The organism is Pediococcus sp. AC40, assembly GCF_030252485.1.
Lineage (GTDB): Bacteria > Bacillota > Bacilli > Lactobacillales > Lactobacillaceae > Pediococcus > Pediococcus acidilactici.
The window spans coordinates 18133-33892 of sequence record NZ_CP127013.1; the positions used below are offsets into that span (position 1 = coordinate 18133).

The following is a 15760-nucleotide window of genomic DNA, read 5'->3' on the forward strand; positions in this document are numbered from 1 at the left end:
CTCAGGAATCAGCTTACATCCATATGATGTCAGATTATTTTCGAAATACTGTTATGAAAAAACTTAGTAATGGTAATTTTGATTGTACTAAAGAATTTACAGTATCAATGTTTAGCGGTAAGCATAAATTATTAATATTATGGATCTTAATAAATGATGGGCCACATGGCTTTTCATATTTTATGAAAAATCTGAAGGGCATCAGTAAAAAAGTTTTATCAAACCAACTGAATGAGTTAATGGCGGACCAAATTGTTTATAAACGAGAATACTTAACTGGTAAAGTAAAACACACTGAATATCAACTAACGGATATAGGAGAAACTTTAATTCCCATCATAGTTGCTTTAAATGACTGGGGAGAAAATAGACTAAAGCAGGTTACTTTAGTGAAAACTTTTAATAATGATTTATAGATTTTTATCTGCTGTTTAAGATGCCAGCAGCTTGCCCACATTAAAATAATCGGTAAATGTAAGTGTATAATAAAATTTTGGCGGATTAACCTGCTCAGGAGTCAATAGATTGGGCTTTTGATCAACAGTCACCACAGTTTTGGGCTTGCGATAACGTTTTTGCATGCGGGATTTATTCCCTAATTCACGCATCAATTTGAGTGTCATATACTCAGATACTTTCGGCCCGTCGGTTTGTTGACTATAAGCAGCAATACGACGATAGCCATAAAATTTAAAGGTTTTCCAAACGTCTAAAATATAAGGTTTTAGGGATTCTCTACGCTTTGCTTGTCGACTGGGCTACCAATGGAGCCAGTTGTAATAGGTACTAGGTTTGATTTTAAGTGCACTTAAAATACTCACAAGCGAGTAGTCTAGTGCTAAAAATTGGTTAACAAGCGGCAATCCCACATTACGGACTATTTTTTGGCTAGTAAGATGGCCACTCGCTTTAAAATTTCGTTTTCTTCCTCCAAAATAGCGAGACGATTTTCTAATTGCTTGACCCAAAGAGCAATAGAATCTTTTGAAGGCCCAAATACCTCTGCCAATGATTTAAGTTAACGTCCTTCTTGGTGAAGTTTAACCAGTGAATCTTTAAAATCTTGTGAATAACGAATTGACATAAAAATACTCCTATACTTTCATTTTACGGACTGAACAAAAATAGTCCATTTTTTTAGTATAAGAGCATTAAAAACTTGAAAATATCCTGTATTAATTTGTGTAAGCATTATTAAACTATATTATTTAGTAAGTGATATAATTAAAATATTTTAGAAGCAAAAGGAAAATAGAAAATGGGGATTATTTGGACCTTAATAGTCGGTGCAATAATTGGAGCAGTAGCCGGAGCGCTTACTAGTCGAGGTGCTGCTATGGGTTGGATTAGCAATATACTTGCTGGATTAATTGGCTCATGGTTAGGCGAAAGTTTGTTAGGTAACTGGGGGCCTAGTCTTGCTGGCATGGCATTAGTGCCTTCTGTCATAGGAGCAGTTATTCTAGTAATTATTGTTTCTTGGATCACAACTCGAATCAAACATTGAAATAAAAGGGGAATTTTGATCATAGCAGAAGAAAATAATGAAGTAAAAAAGCAAAATAAAAAAGATGATCCTAAATCTAATGATAAAGTAAATATTTTTGATCATAATGATCAGACTGCAGATTATAAGAAGGCATACTAGAATCATGGGATTTTAGATTACTACGCGAGCCCTAAATTGCTTTTACAGTGTTTGGGCTTTTTTTTAAGCGAATATTTTTTGAAATTAGAAACTTTTTAGGAATTTGATGAAAAACAGTATAGAAAATTAAAGAAAGAAAAAAGAAAAATGACGAGTAAAAAACCTAATTTAAAATTTTTGAATTATTGTGTTTATGTAATATCTTTGGGAGGCTTTTTATTTGGTTACGACACAGGAGTAATAAATGGAGCGCTAGCTTTTATGAGCCGTCCAGATCAACTTAATCTTAACCCTTCCTTACAAGGCGTAGTATCGAGTTCCCTTGTAATTGGTGCTTGTATTGGAGCATTAGGATGTGGGAAGATAGCCGATCAAGTAGGGAGAAAAAGAACGCTACGCTTGATTGCAATTATTTTTACCATATCAACCTTTCTTTGTGCATTGGCTATTAATTTCTGGTTCATGACTATTTTTAGATTTATTTTAGGGATTGCCGTGGGAGCGGCATCGAGTCTTTCACCAATGTATCTAGCTGAAATATCGCCAGATAATTTACGCAGTGCGAATGTTAATAAGAATGCTATTTTTATTGTTCTTGGACAACTCAGTGCCTTTGTTGTCAATGCTATTTTAGGAAACATCTGGGGTGACTGGGGTCCTATATGGCGTGTTATGGTCTTATCTGCGGCAATTCCATCGGTGATTTTATGGATTAATTCATTTCGAATCAGTGGAAGTCCGCAGTGGCTTTTGTTCAAAAGACGAGTTAATAAAGCTAGACAATTATTTCGTCGGTTAGGGTTCAGCAATACTAAACAGCTCGTAATAAGTGAAACTGAAACGATTGATGAATCTGACGACCAAGAGTTTAGCTGGTCGGTTGCTTTGAAAAATAAAAAATTACTTTATTTATTAACTACCGGAATAGTTATTGCGTTGATTCAACAAATTTCTGGTGTTAATACCGTCATGTATTATGGCACGATTTTACTTGAAAATGTGGGAATGGGGGCCGGAGGCTCACTCTACGCAAATATTTTAATAGGTGTGGTGTCAGTTATTGCTAGTATCTTTGGTACGCGTACGATTGAAAAAGCTAATCATCATAAAATGCTAGTTATTGGTTTGATTGGCAATGTCGTTTTCTTAGCACTATTAGGTTTGATTATGAAAACAACGATGTTTTCGCAGACCATAACAAATGTATTGGTACTGATCGCTTTGACTTTATTCTTGGCCAATCATCAAGGTATTGTTAGCCCGGTCACATGGTTATTATTAGCAGAAATGTTTCCGGGAAAAGTTAAAGCACAATTTATGTCAGTCGCAACAACGACAACGTGGATTACTAACTTTATTATTAGTTTAATTTATCCGCAGCTTATTGCATTGTTAGGAACAGCTATTGTTTTCTTCGTCTTTGCACTAACCAACGGTTTTAGTATCTTGTTATCCGTTATATTTGTTAATGGTCGTAAAATGAAAAAAGCATATGAAAATGCTGAAGTATAAAAATAAAAGGGGTATTAATTCACATGGCAAATTTTTATGTTAACACAACAGAGGTTGTGCACAAACTTCCTAATAATGATCGACCAAAATTTTACATGTTTGGTGTTCCAAGCTACACGAACATGGGGGATCAAGCAGTTTCGTTAGCAGAACGAAAATATATTGAAAACGAATTCCCATAGTATCAATATATTGAAATTATTGAAGAAGACGATGACTATGCTATTCCCATTGTCCAAGAGCATTTACAGTCCTCTGATATTATTGCGTTTACTGGCGGGGGAAATATGGGTAATTTGTACCATAATCATGAGGAGGCACGGCGTAAGGTTTTTTCAACTTTTGTGAACAATCTGACAATTTCATTTCCTCAATCAATACATTTTGAAGACAATGAAGATGGTGAGATTGAAAAACAAAAGAGTCAAGAGGCTTACCGGAAAAATCCTAATCTCGTGTTAGTGGCACGTGATGCTCAAAGTTTTCATCGTATGCAATCAACGTTTGATAACCCAGTCATTTTCACACCTGACATGGTTTTATACATGAATTCTATCAACTGGAAGTTCAATCGAAATGGGGCTTTATTCGTTTTACGGCATGATTCAGAAAAAGTTGTTAAAAAAACTACGATTGACAATATAAAAGATATTCTAGGAAATGAACGCCCTGTAAAAAGAGTTGATACCGTTCTAGATGAACCACAAAAGATAACACCTGTTACTCGGGAGGCATTATTTGATTCAGAACTAGAACTATTCTCGCACCAGGAAATAATTATGGTTCTGTTGCAAAGTTTCAATACTGAGTACAAAAGTCCCATTCTGATACTTTGGCTATGCTGGTATACCCATCAAAACTTTAATTTCAGTAGATACCGAAAAGCTGAAGAGCGTTCCATTTCTTCGGTTCTTTTTGTATATGCCTCTCAATGCTTCTATGCCCTTAATCGTAGTTGATGCAGTACGAAGACTTTGATAAAGTTTATTTCGACGTTTAACAGGTCTATGATCTTGCTCAATTAAGTTATTGAGATACTTGACTGTCCGGTGCTCAGTTTCGCTGTATAGCCCCTGCTTTTGTAACTTCCTAAAAGCACTAGCAATTGATGGTGCTTTATCTGTCACGATAACTTTCGGTTCCCCAAACTGCTTGTATAGTCGTTTAAAGAAAGCATAAGCAGACTGAGTATTTCTCTTTCGTCTTAGCCAAATATCCAGTGTCATGCCTTCTGAGTCGATTGCACGATAGAGATAATGCCACTTCCCTTTAATTTTAATATAAGTTTCGTCCATTTTCCACGAATAAAAGGACTGTCTATTTTTCTTTTTCCAGATTTGATAGATCAGCTTACCATATTCTTGAACCCAACGGTAAATTGTTGTGTGAGAAACGTTAATGCCACGATCATATAACATCTCTTGAACATCACGATAACTCAAATTATAGCGAAGATAATACCCAACAGAGATAATAATCACGTCTTTTTGGAATTGTTTGCCCTTAAAATGATTCATCTGTTGTCCTCGCATTCTTTTTTATTACCTTTTACAATAAATCAGGTGTTATGGGGAACTTTGCAACAGAACCAAACAGAATGTCTTAATGGATTTCCACAGTGTAAAGCTATTGGAGAATTCAAGGAAATCACAAAGAATTACGTCGATTGGTTTAACAGTCGACGGATATCACAGAAAACAAAGGCATGACTCCCTGCGAATACAGGGAACATGCCTTAGCAGTTTAAAAATATTCAATTTTGTCTAACTTTTGTGTTGCACTTTAAATGAGGTGATATTTTTGAATCTTTTAAGAAATTATAGCTGCTAATGCAGCACCAGTCCGAGAGTTTTTATCGTTTAGGCTATCTTTTGGATGACCTTCAAAACAAACTTGACCGCCGAATTTACCAGCATCGGGTCCCATATCGACTAACCAATCGGCTCGTGAAATTAATTTCAGATTATGTTCAATCAGAATTAATGTATTGCCCTTATCAACCAATCCTTCAAATAAATCGATCAATTGTTGAGTATCCTGTAAGTGCAATCCGGTTGTTGGTTCATCTAAGAAATAGATTCGGCCGGTATGATTCAATTCCATTGCTAACTTAACACGTTGCACTTCACCACCAGATAAAGTGGTCATCGACTGGCTAAGAGTCAAATAACCAAGACCAACTTGGTGGAGTAGACTAACCTTTTTGTAGATATCTGGCACATCTTTGAAAAACTCTAAAGTGTCGTTGATAGAAAGATTTAGAACCTCAGAAATATCTTTGCCATGATAAGTGTATTGTAGTGCTTCTTGGCTATAACGTTTCCCATGACACAACTCACATTCTTGAACGATTGGATCCATGAATGCCATCTCGGTGATCATCACACCTTTACCTTTGCAACGGGGACAAGCACCTTTACCGTTATAACTAAATAGTTGTGTTGAAACGCCATTGTTGGCTTTACTGAAAAGCTTTCGTAGAGGATTTAAAATGTTCAAGTAAGTTGCAGGTGTAGAACGAATATTCAAACCTACAGAATCCTGACTCAAATCAATATAGTCTTGATCAGAAACTTGTTGTTTGAAAGCTTGGACTAAAGTACTTTTTCCAGAACCTGCTGGTCCAGATACCACGGTCATTACACCTTGAGGGATTCTGGTAGATACGTCTTTTAAATTATGAGAAGTTACATGATTAACATTTAGCCAAGATTGAGGTTCACGAGGCTTTGGGAAAGTGATTTTTTCTCGTAACATTTTACCCGTAATCGTATCTGACCGTAATAGTTCGTCGTAGGTACCAGTGAAAGTTACTTGACCACCATTTTTGCCGGCTTGTGGTCCCATTTCCACGACATAATCTGCTGTCGAAATAATGGCAGGGTTGTGATCAACTAGGATAATGGTATTGCCATGTTCCTTGAGCTTTTTTAAGGATTGGGTAATTAATTTAATATCGTGAGGATGGAGTCCTACACTTGGTTCATCGAGTACGTAAACTAAATCGGATAGGGAACTCGTCAAATATTTGGCAATTTTAATTCGTTGAGCTTCTCCACCAGATAGAGTATCAGTTCCACGGCCAAGGGAAAGATAACCTAAACCGATGTCGACCAAAGCTTGAACTTTACTATGTAGTTCACGCACCATTGTTTTAGCCTTGGGGTCCGAGATATTATCCAAAAATTTTAGGACACTTACTAAATCCATATCGCTGACTTCTGCAATATTTTTGCCAGCAATTTTAACAGTTAGAGCCTTTTTGTTCAGACGTGTTCCATGACATACTGGGCAAGTTTTTCGAGTGACAATCTTTGATAAGGCAGCTTCATGATGACGACCTGAGGCACTATGAATAACAGAGCGAAGCATACGTGGAACTAGTCCTTCATATAATGCCGTACGGCCCCAATTTGCCGGTGGATTTTTTAATTTTTGTTGCGGAGCGTGCATGAATAAATCATATTCTTCATCGGTGTAGTCTTTAATTTTTTTGTCTAAATCAAATAATCCACTGTTGCCATATTCCTTCCAACGCCAAGTTCCCGGTTGAAAACCGGCAAAAGTCATTGCACCTTCATTGAGTGATTTATTAGGATCAATTAATTGACGTTCATCTATGTCGTCAACAAAGCCTAATCCCTGACATTTTGGACACATTCCCTGAGGTAGGTTAAAGGAAAACCATTCAGAATACCCAATCCAAGGCTGTCCAATTCGAGAAAACATCAAACGTAATACGGAATAGATGCCGGTGTAGGTTGCCAGAGTAGATCGAGAATTACGACCAATAGGCTTCTGTTCAACCACAATTGCCACTGGTAAGTTGTCGATTCGGTTCACTTCAGGTTGACCGTATTTAGGCAAATATTGTTGGGTGAAACTAGGAAAAGTTTCATTCAATTCACGTCGGGAAACAGCGGCTAATGTATCAAAAACTAAAGAGGATTTACCAGACCCAGAAAGACCAGCAAATACAGTCGTTTTATGCTTAGGAATATCTAAACTGACATCCTTTAAGTTATTTTCTTGAGCTCCATGGATAGAGATAGTCCCATCTGCAAATAAATCAGTCATAAAAACCTCCAACAGCAAATTTATAATTCCATTATATATAGAAATCTCGTTTATCAAAAATAGTCGGGTCTAGAATTTTTGGTGTTGGAAAGTATTGCTCTTATGCTAGATTTACGGACAGATTTTCTTCTGCCCTGTAAACTGATAGCATAGGAGCATTTTTTAATATGATTCGATACAAAAAAAGAATTTAAGCAGTCTCTTGTTGAGATGCACAATCAAGGTCGTTCATATACTGATCTATCCGCTGAATAATTCAGAAATGATTGAGTTAAGGGACTATAATTATATTTTTAGCACTATTACTTAAGAGATTTTAGACAGCTTCTAACACTTTTAGTATAGAAGGGTAATGTTTTTGCTTGGTATTGATTGGGTAAAGAAATGGTAAAAAATAAGAGCGCGACAAGACCCAGGTTGACTCCAGAGCATAAGGCAGAAAATCCAGTAGCAAGTCACTCACCCATCACATCTTCCGCCAGACCTTCAGCATAATCAGCATCGCCACAATCAAGGCGACAGAAATCCCCAAAGTCAGCATCCAAGTATATTGCATCCCGGCTAACGGGAGTTTCACATTCATCCCATAGAATCCGGTAATGATCGTTGGCACAGCCATGGTCAGTGACCAAATTGTCAAAAATTTCATTGTATCGTTCAGGTTGTTATTAGCAAGGCTGTTGAAGGTATGATCAATTCGGTCAACGACTTGGGTTTCAATATCAAACATCCGTTGGACCTGTTCTCCTTCAATTTGCACGCCTTCGAATAAATCAATTTTATCTTGGTCAGCATCGACACCAAAATGGGTCTTTGGCAAACGATCGAGTTCACTGAGATTGGTTTGGACCGCGCTGTACAAAAAGGTCAACGTCTGTTGAAGATATGAAAGTGAAACCAAGTCACTGTTCTTCGTCTTCCGGTTCAACATTTTATCCAAATAGTTGCGTTTCTTGGTAATGGCGCGAGAAATTGGGATAAAGCTGTCAACAACTGTAAACAGTGTTTCCAGAATAAATGCATCGACGCTCTTAACCTCGGGATTATCCAATGCCGAGTAAAGTGCCGTGTTGACTTCAGGTATGTGGCTTTGATTAAACGTGAATAAAACGCCCTTATGGAGCAACATGCCAAATGGCTGGGTAATGTATCTCAGCGCATCTTTGTCGAGGGCATACGGCGCCAGAAAGATGAATAATTGGTCGTCCTCATTGATATCATAAACATAATTAGTACTTTCATCATTATCAGTGACGTACTCAATAATATCTTCATCGATGCCATACTGATCTTCGAGGGTTGCCCGTTCTTCGGCATTGATTTGAATCGTTTCAATCCATTTGGTTCCATTGATTGTCTTTTCGGATTTGATCATTTAGTAATCCCCCTGTTAGTTATTAACCTCTATTTTAGACTAAAAGAAAAGAAGCCGCAGACAAATTTTTAAATTGTCAACGACTCCCAACTGCTAAACACTTTTATAAAGAATATAACGGAAACCTACTTATTTTTTATAAAGGTCTTTAAACGGTTATTTCAGCAAGCCAACCGTCTGGAGAATCAAGTAGATGTTCAAGGTTACCAGCACAATGGTAGCAAACCAAGCAGCGTACTTGACCCAAGTATGATTGGCGAACTCACCCATCAACTTCTTGTTACTGGTGAACATGACCATTGGGATGATGGCAAACGGTAAAGCAATACTCAGGAACACTTGTGATGCCGTCAGTAATCCTTCAATCTTAGCCTCATTGCCATGATAGTAAATGGCAAAGATCAAAACTGGTGTGAGAAACTGTTTAGTATCTTTTGAGAAGTAACCTGATAAAAACTAACGAAACCATCATGAGACTATTGTTGAGCTTACGCTCACAGTTATGCCATAAACGATGATAATTTCCCAACCAACTAAATGAACGTTCAATGAGCCACCGTTGGGGGATAACCGAAAATTGGTGTAACTCATTTCTTTTAACGACGATTACCTTGGCTGAGGTTAAACTGCTAATCTCATTGGCAAAATTTTAGCCGGTATAACCACTATCAACCATCATGGTTCGAACCAATTTAAACTGCTCTAAATTAAGGGTGACGAGTGCAATCGCCCCGTTTCGATCAGAGACGTTCACTCGTGTCATGTGAACGTTCTTGGCAACCGCTTTCAAGGCACAGGATCGTACAAAAGACCTCTTAAAGGTCATATTTTCGAGGCTGGGTTCGCTTACGAAAATTTTCTAATGCTGGTCAAATTAATTCAAATTGTTGCCGAATAATATTGCTGGGATAATTTTTCATAGCTTAAACTCGCTTTTTGGTAGATTGTAAAATAAAAAAGATATAACTTGTGCCAGGCCGATAAGATACAAAAACACATAGGACATTGAGAAGCTAGCATAGAAAACTATGTGTTGCATTTTAGGGGCTATAACTATCAAATAGGCCTTTGATTATTTCTAAAGCCATTCTTCAGAACGTTATTATGATCTGAAGAATGGCTTTATTGGCTTGTGCAAGTAACATTTGCGTGACTAATGCTAGTAATTCTTGCTAGGATTGCCTTAGATCCTTGATTATGATTTAGGAGGAGTGAGATTTGAGCTTTAAAGACGATATCAAGACCTTGCGCAGGCAATCTAACTTAACCCAAGAAGCATTAGCTCAAAAATTACATGTGACCCGTCAAACGGTCTCAACTTGGGAAACTGGCAAGAATATGCCAAGTTTAGAGACCCTGCACGCTTTGAGTCAATTGTTTAACATCTCACTCGAAAAACTTCTATTTAACGAGGAGATTGCAATGAAAAAAGATAAAGAACCCTCTTTGGCTACCCAGATAGATCATGATGTTAAGCTTAAAAGTCGTTATCGTCGTTGGACTTTTGGTTTAGGTGGCTTGATCGTACTAGCACTGGTTAGTATTGGTATTTTATGTTTGGGATATTATAAAGGTATTGGGACGATTGATCGCTTTGATCCGTTTTTATCCTATAAAGTCGGGTACACTAAATTACCTAGTGAAAAGGAAATTTCTCCTAACAATAAGGCGACCAATGGTTACTGGACCGCTTGGTTCACCGATAATACGATGGGTAATGAATGGACCAAATTAACCTTAACGACGGGGCTTAATCCTGGGGTCAAAGATCCTTATGTGATGGCTTATCATAAGGGCAGCTATGTTAAAGTTGCACGTATTGTGCCTCGCACCTACATTAATCAGACTTATGTTAGCAACTTAGCAGCATTAGACGCCTTGTTAAACCATAAGGGAAATACAGCGACTAATAATCATGACCTCAAAAAATTTAAGACACAGATCCATGTATCTGACACGGTCCAGCAGTTAGGTGACTGAATAGAGAACCACCAAGTTACAATCCTGCAAGTAGTTTCAGGGTCTATAAGTTCCAAATAACGCACAAAAAATAGCAAGCAATTATTATCTACTTGCTATTTTCATATTTTGTAGATGCCATTACTTTAGAATCAGGACGGTTTTTATGAAGCTTGGTGACCGTTTTAAAAATGCATACCTAAAATATATTTGCTGATTAAGAACAAAAAAGCCAAACTGATAAGTACTCCCAAAAGGACACCCAAAATATATTGAACCCAGAATTTTCGTTTGTTTATCTCATTTTCCTGAGTGTACTTACCATTCAAATAATTCAATATCTGGTGAACATTATGCAAATTATTTCTATTGCTGAATTTGATTAAATAAAAGGTATTTTCGACTCCCAAAATAGTGAACGTAACCATGATCACTATGCTAATTGACAGTGGTAGCCAATGTAAGCTAATAACAACTAAATAAATCAGTACTAGACAAAGAATAAAAGAGATAATTTTAGCGGGCTCCTTTGCAATCCTAAATAAATGCTACAATCAAATCAACTGACATATTGATTATAGAGGCGATTTTATGACAACTATTGGATTCTGTTCAACGTCAACGCCTATTACGGCAATATCACCAAAACGCTTTGAGCGGGCAAAGGCGTTTCTAAAAAACAAGGGCATTCGTTTGGTAGCCGGATCGTTATCCGGTAAAAGGGATTATTATCGTTCTGGCAGTATCCTTGATCGGGCAAATGAGGTCAATCAGTTGATCCACAACGATGAGGTAGACATTATCATGGCAACAATTGGCGGGACAAACACCAATGCTGTTTTGCCTTATCTTGATTATGAGTATCTTAATCAACATCCTAAAACGATCGTCGGGTATTCAGATGCAACCGCACTGTTACTTGCGGTTCGAACGCAGGCTCCCAATTGTCGGACGTTGTATGGACCGGCGTTGGTAGCATCATTGGGTGAATGGCCGCCCTTTGTGAATGAGTCTTGGACAAATTTTGAAAAAATAATCCGGACACGTCCTGGAGAGGCTGTGACCGTTAGAGCACCCGAGTATTGGGACGACGAAGCAATTAACTGGAACGATTTTGAACGACCTAAAAAGCAACGTCCCAACAAATGGCACGCCATTGGTGAGACGCGGCTATCCGGGCGACTCATAGGTGGTAATTTGGACACTATTTATGGGATTTTAGCGTCGAAGTATTTTCCAAAATTGACTTTCGGAGATTTGTTATTTATTGAAGATGCCGAAAAGGATGCGGCAACTGTTGAAAAAAACTTTGCGATGATTCGCGATGCTGGCGCTTTTGATAAGGTTCGCGGCGTTATTCTTGGAAAACATGCTTTGTTTGATGATCTTGGTACTCAGCGTCGGCCAATTGATATTTTGCTGGAAGTATTAAATAATCAGCGACTCTCTATCATTTATGACTATGATTCTTGTCATACAACGCCGATGATGACAACACCCTTAGGAGCCCAGGCTGTGATTGATGTAGAGAAATGCACCGCTTCTTTTTCAGACTTTTAGATATGGAATATATGTAGCATACGGTTATTTAGACTTTGACACGTGCATATCAGCAAGAATACGTTTGTACCGGTGGCATTTAAAGCATACGTACTGAATAGGATGTCCAATACAAACATAAAGATATCGTTTAGAAGTCGACCCGCTTTAATCAACACCGCATGATCACAACTAAAAAATGATTTATAAAAGTGGTAGGTTGCCGGTCATAATACCATTATTAACGCTGAGTACCTTGTTCTTATTAAAGACTGTCAATTCGTAATTCCCCAGAAAATATGATTCTAGATACTAATAATAAAGAATTTTAAAAAATCAATCTGAGTATGTGAAAAAGTAATTATAAATTTAAGGGTCTATAATGATCAAATCACCCCTGTGAAAACCTATTAAAATAGCCCCCATTATCTACCGGTTAGATAATGGGGGTTGTTTTTTTGTTAGGTGATATAATAGTACTTAAAAAACGAGGGCAAAAAAATGATTGATTCAAAAATTATGGAGACAACAAAGTCCATTTTGAAAGATTTTGGCAACATATATTTTTCAGATAAAGGGACTTTAAAGCGCAATAAAGTAATAGAAGACCTTGATGCGTACACACCTACGTTCATGCATCAGGACAATACCTCTTTCATTGTTTGTGTTGGAACTTCAATGATATCAGTTTTTTTAGGATTTGACCACATCGACATTAGCATACAGGTTTGCAATGATCGCCAGCATGTCTTTTTCAGTTCGATCCCAGCCGATCGTTTTAAGAAAGGCTTGACCATTTTGGACTTGGTTGCTGATCGTGTCAGGGTTGGCACAAGCATTTGCAAGCGTTTTGGCCAGATCTCGTTCATCAAGATGACTGGCAAAATAGGTCCCGTCTTTTAAGAAGTAGCTTCCTGTGCCTTCCTTAAAATCAATGAGTGGCAGGCCAGTGCTCATCATTTCATAAGGGACAAGCGAAAAATTGGTCATAGATGGCGCGGTCCCGAAATCAGCACTTTGGTAAAGTCGATTTAATTCCGGGGGAGTCAGCTTACCAAGGTTTTCACCATTGATGAAGCGTTTGCTGCGGTCGGTACCGAAGTATTTAATTTTGAGATCGATTCCTTTGGCGCGCAGTAACTGGCGGCAATTTTCGAGGACAATCTGAATGTTGATGGGTGCGCGCCGCGGGCTGCTCCACTTGGTATAGACAGCAAGCTTGATTTGTTTTTTTTGTTCATAAGGTCCCATGTCGCGTTCCTTGAATGGATATCGTGCGACATCGACAGGAAAGTTAATCACATCAATAGGACTGTGAACCTTGCAATGCATGGTGATCATGTGGGCACACCATGGACCAAGCGATACCATGTGCAGACCTAGACTGTAAGTTCGTCGCGCCATCTGATAGCGATCGCCATATGGATAGAAATACGGTTCGTAATCTTGAACAAAATACATTTTGTACCCCGGTTTGTTCTTGATCACATAAACGGATTCCCATAACGTGGCGGCCCAAATATCGGAACGATGGGACTCAAGTTCGCCCATTGGCAGACAGGTTCCTTTGTAACCGGGATAATTAAATTCAGCATTCTGAATCATTTCGTCTTGGCTTTGTGGGACATAGCTTAAATAGTAGACATCGTAACCGGCGTTGGCCAGCAGCGTACCTAGATGCAGCATCGTTGTTTGACCGCCATCAAAACCGATAATGCCAGTTGTGACAAATGTGATCCGATTACCACGCGGTTTCGTTTGATCGGCTGGTTGATTATTAAAATATTTCAAAATCTGATCATATTGATGAATACTGCCATCAGGGACATCACTAAACTTAGTTTTTGCAGGTTTCAAAACGAGTCCTCCTTGTATGATTAATGGTACTTTGTGTCGCTTTAGGCGTTGCTTAAATTTGAGTAGAAAAAAGAAGAGCGGACTAATGTCATCTCGCGTTTGGTGTGACGATCCGTGTAGGCTCAAGCAGCGTACAAAAGCGGCTACTTTATTTTAGTTTACATAATAACCGTAGACTTCTTTTTCCCAAATTGCAAGAACAAGTTAGCCGGGGTGTTGAGACACTCCCAAGAACAGCCTGTTATCTTATGAGTGGTTCATTGTTTAGCTTACGTGTTGTGCTGAACGCCGAGTCCGGCGCACTTCGGTCTCAAAACACTCCTGGGGGCCACGGTAGTCTAGCTTTCTCCGGGGAAGCCCGTTAAGACGGTCTTGGGTAGCCAGCACCTGGCTGGGACTAACATCATCCAGCGACTCGCCTTTTGGGTAGTCACGTCTAATCATGCGATTGTGGGCCTCGTTGGAGCCGCGATCGCATGAGGTGTATGAATGCGCGTAGAAGATGTCTGTATCTGTGTCCTCAAAGGCCTTATTCAGAGTCGAGAACTCCGGGCCAGTGTCTGCGGTAATCGTGCGCAGACAGTCACCCCCCTCAAGCTTGATTTCTCGTAACGCAAACTCCACAGAGTCCGAGTCTCGGCCGTCGATCAGTATATGAACGGCCTTGATTGTGCATCTCAACAAGAGACTGCTTAAATTCTTTTTTGTATCGAATCATATTAAAAAATGCTCCTATGCTATTAGTTTACAGGGCAGAAGAAAATCTGTCCGTAAATCTAGCATAAGAGCATTCATTTAAAAAACTTTATTTATATTCTTCCGTATTTTGTATCTGATGAAACTGTTGACTTATTCCGATATGAAGTTAAAAAAGGGTTATTGTATATGAGCCACACTAAAAAAGTTCCTAATAAGCATATACAAAGATTAGAAAAGCAACTAGGTATTTATATTTTTGATTCTTAAATCACTTTTTGTTATAGGGTCTATAAGTATAAAAAAGCCCATTATCACGTTATTTATATCTCTAAAAATCCTGTCACAGCAGAAAGCTTTCGCTTGAAAATCAAGCGTGCTTTAGGCGATAAGAGTGTTGCTAAAGTACAAATTGTTGTCCAGAGCATGGAAAATATGTATTTGTATCTGACACATGAATCTAAAGACGCTATTGCTAAAAATAAGCACAAGTACAGCAAGCATGACATTGCTTTACTGAACAATTTTGACATTGATCGCTATATTACGCTTGATGTTGAAGATAAAGACGACATGCTGAATGATGTTTGCGATTTGATTGATGACCATAATTTGGCGAATATTCGTGAACTGAGACGATTTTTAAAAGCTCATGGTTCAGAATATGGCATGCCCGGTATTAAAGTCGTTAATTCGGTTTTACGTGCTCATACTGGACTGATAAGGCTGTATTTCGATGCTGTTTATCAGGAACGCAAATATGGCAGAGGCGATATAAACAAAGAGACTGGCGAGATACGAGATTAATTAGCGAATGGAAAATGGGTGCTCAATTGAGCACCCATTTTTATTGTCGGATAGCCGACTTCTGATACAGGAAATTTAGAACAAACACCAGCAATTTTAATTGTGGTGTATAAGTGCGCATTAACCTCGTTTCACTCGGTCTGCTGATAACCATAAAATCAATTTCTGCTGTTGTTGAATTGACTGTATTTTTAATTCAATTTATGTTTGCACCTAACTAAGATTGTTATGTTTTAAATATTTAAAAAGTGTTGCAGATTACGCTGTTTTAAACCAAAATTTTTTAATTG

General features: G+C 38.1%; 12 protein-coding genes and 6 pseudogenes. 9 read left to right on the plus strand and 9 right to left on the minus strand.

Going from position 1 to position 15760, the window contains the following annotated elements; all coding sequences use genetic code 11:
- Positions 1 to 53 precede the first annotated feature (53 nt).
- The gene (locus NL111_RS10130) at positions 54 to 416 is read left to right on the plus strand and encodes a winged helix-turn-helix transcriptional regulator (RefSeq protein ID WP_235016651.1); all 363 of its coding nucleotides are present in this window, start codon (positions 54 to 56) and stop codon (positions 414 to 416) included.
- 15 nt (positions 417 to 431) lie between these two features.
- On the opposite strand, the pseudogene NL111_RS10135 reads toward NL111_RS10130, so the two are convergent.
- Together NL111_RS10135 and NL111_RS10140 are read right to left on the minus strand one after the other, a co-directional pair.
- Positions 432 to 728, minus strand: a pseudogene (locus tag NL111_RS10135) (IS3 family transposase); the annotation flags it as partial.
- A 149-nt stretch (positions 729 to 877) separates the two neighbouring features.
- Positions 878 to 1009, minus strand: coding sequence for a hypothetical protein (locus NL111_RS10140; protein WP_256891467.1), 132 nt, complete (start codon positions 1007 to 1009; stop codon positions 878 to 880).
- Positions 1010 to 1258: 249 nt separating this feature from the next.
- Here NL111_RS10140 and NL111_RS10145 point away from each other — a divergent pair, with 249 nt between their 5' ends.
- The 4 genes and pseudogenes from NL111_RS10145 to NL111_RS10160 all read left to right on the plus strand — a co-directional run.
- Positions 1259 to 1507, plus strand: coding sequence for a GlsB/YeaQ/YmgE family stress response membrane protein (locus NL111_RS10145; RefSeq protein ID WP_056979536.1), 249 nt, complete (start codon positions 1259 to 1261; stop codon positions 1505 to 1507).
- A gap of 15 nt (positions 1508 to 1522) precedes the next feature.
- A complete protein-coding gene (locus NL111_RS10150) occupies positions 1523 to 1648 on the plus strand; it encodes a hypothetical protein (protein ID WP_268814412.1) in 126 nt (41 codons plus the stop codon).
- Positions 1649 to 1795: 147 nt separating this feature from the next.
- On the plus strand, positions 1796 to 3160 hold the full coding sequence (locus NL111_RS10155) for a sugar porter family MFS transporter (RefSeq protein WP_159215664.1): 1365 nt from the start codon (positions 1796 to 1798) through the stop codon (positions 3158 to 3160).
- Between the two features lie 23 nt (positions 3161 to 3183).
- Positions 3184 to 3942 (plus strand): annotated as a pseudogene (locus tag NL111_RS10160) (polysaccharide pyruvyl transferase family protein); the annotation flags it as partial.
- 54 nt (positions 3943 to 3996) lie between these two features.
- On the opposite strand, the gene NL111_RS10165 reads toward NL111_RS10160, so the two are convergent.
- Positions 3997 to 4677, minus strand: a complete 681-nt coding sequence (locus NL111_RS10165; RefSeq protein WP_285110612.1) for an IS6-like element ISTeha2 family transposase — start codon at positions 4675 to 4677, stop codon at positions 3997 to 3999.
- Between NL111_RS10165 and NL111_RS10675 the strand changes: the two genes are divergently transcribed.
- Positions 4669 to 4869, plus strand: a complete 201-nt coding sequence (locus NL111_RS10675) for an IS3 family transposase (protein ID WP_350355570.1) — start codon at positions 4669 to 4671, stop codon at positions 4867 to 4869. The two genes, NL111_RS10165 and NL111_RS10675, sit on opposite strands and share 9 nt — an antisense overlap.
- A gap of 100 nt (positions 4870 to 4969) precedes the next feature.
- Here the strand turns inward: NL111_RS10675 and NL111_RS10170 are convergent, their stop codons facing one another.
- The 4 genes and pseudogenes from NL111_RS10170 to NL111_RS10185 form a co-directional block, all read right to left on the minus strand.
- Entirely contained in the window at positions 4970 to 7237 is a 2268-nt protein-coding gene (locus tag NL111_RS10170) for an ATP-binding cassette domain-containing protein (RefSeq protein WP_159215661.1), read from the minus strand.
- Between the two features lie 466 nt (positions 7238 to 7703).
- Positions 7704 to 8612, minus strand: a complete 909-nt coding sequence (locus NL111_RS10175; RefSeq protein ID WP_159215660.1) for a magnesium transporter CorA family protein — start codon at positions 8610 to 8612, stop codon at positions 7704 to 7706.
- Positions 8613 to 8768: 156 nt separating this feature from the next.
- A pseudogene (locus NL111_RS10180) lies at positions 8769 to 9029 on the minus strand (divalent metal cation transporter); the annotation flags it as partial.
- Positions 9030 to 9036: 7 nt separating this feature from the next.
- A pseudogene (locus NL111_RS10185) lies at positions 9037 to 9532 on the minus strand (transposase).
- 298 nt (positions 9533 to 9830) lie between these two features.
- On the opposite strand from NL111_RS10185, the gene NL111_RS10190 reads away from it, so the two are divergent.
- Together NL111_RS10190 and NL111_RS10195 are read left to right on the plus strand one after the other, a co-directional pair.
- Entirely contained in the window at positions 9831 to 10592 is a 762-nt protein-coding gene (locus tag NL111_RS10190) for a helix-turn-helix domain-containing protein (protein WP_095354879.1), read from the plus strand.
- Between the two features lie 570 nt (positions 10593 to 11162).
- The gene (locus NL111_RS10195) at positions 11163 to 12131 is read left to right on the plus strand and encodes a S66 family peptidase (RefSeq protein ID WP_159215659.1); all 969 of its coding nucleotides are present in this window, start codon (positions 11163 to 11165) and stop codon (positions 12129 to 12131) included.
- A gap of 672 nt (positions 12132 to 12803) precedes the next feature.
- Here NL111_RS10195 and NL111_RS10200 read toward each other — a convergent pair.
- Positions 12804 to 13967, minus strand: coding sequence for a glycosyltransferase family protein (locus NL111_RS10200; RefSeq protein WP_285110598.1), 1164 nt, complete (start codon positions 13965 to 13967; stop codon positions 12804 to 12806).
- A gap of 264 nt (positions 13968 to 14231) precedes the next feature.
- Positions 14232 to 14621 (minus strand): annotated as a pseudogene (locus NL111_RS10205) (IS30 family transposase); the annotation flags it as partial.
- A gap of 336 nt (positions 14622 to 14957) precedes the next feature.
- Between NL111_RS10205 and NL111_RS10210 the strand changes: the two are divergent.
- Positions 14958 to 15470: pseudogene (locus NL111_RS10210) on the plus strand (replication protein); the annotation flags it as partial.
- Between the last annotated feature and the right edge of the window lie 290 nt (positions 15471 to 15760).

Coding starts and splice junctions, on each gene's coding strand:
- NL111_RS10130 (WP_235016651.1), top strand. CDS start 54: ATGAAAAAACTTAGTAATGGTAATTTTGATTGTACTAAAGAATTTACA.
- NL111_RS10145 (WP_056979536.1), top strand. CDS start 1,259: ATGGGGATTATTTGGACCTTAATAGTCGGTGCAATAATTGGAGCAGTA.
- NL111_RS10155 (WP_159215664.1), top strand. CDS start 1,796: ATGACGAGTAAAAAACCTAATTTAAAATTTTTGAATTATTGTGTTTAT.
- NL111_RS10675 (WP_350355570.1), top strand. CDS start 4,669: ATGATTCATCTGTTGTCCTCGCATTCTTTTTTATTACCTTTTACAATA.
- NL111_RS10165 (WP_285110612.1), bottom strand. CDS start 4,677: ATGAATCATTTTAAGGGCAAACAATTCCAAAAAGACGTGATTATTATC.
- NL111_RS10170 (WP_159215661.1), bottom strand. CDS start 7,237: ATGACTGATTTATTTGCAGATGGGACTATCTCTATCCATGGAGCTCAA.
- NL111_RS10175 (WP_159215660.1), bottom strand. CDS start 8,612: ATGATCAAATCCGAAAAGACAATCAATGGAACCAAATGGATTGAAACG.
- NL111_RS10195 (WP_159215659.1), top strand. CDS start 11,163: ATGACAACTATTGGATTCTGTTCAACGTCAACGCCTATTACGGCAATA.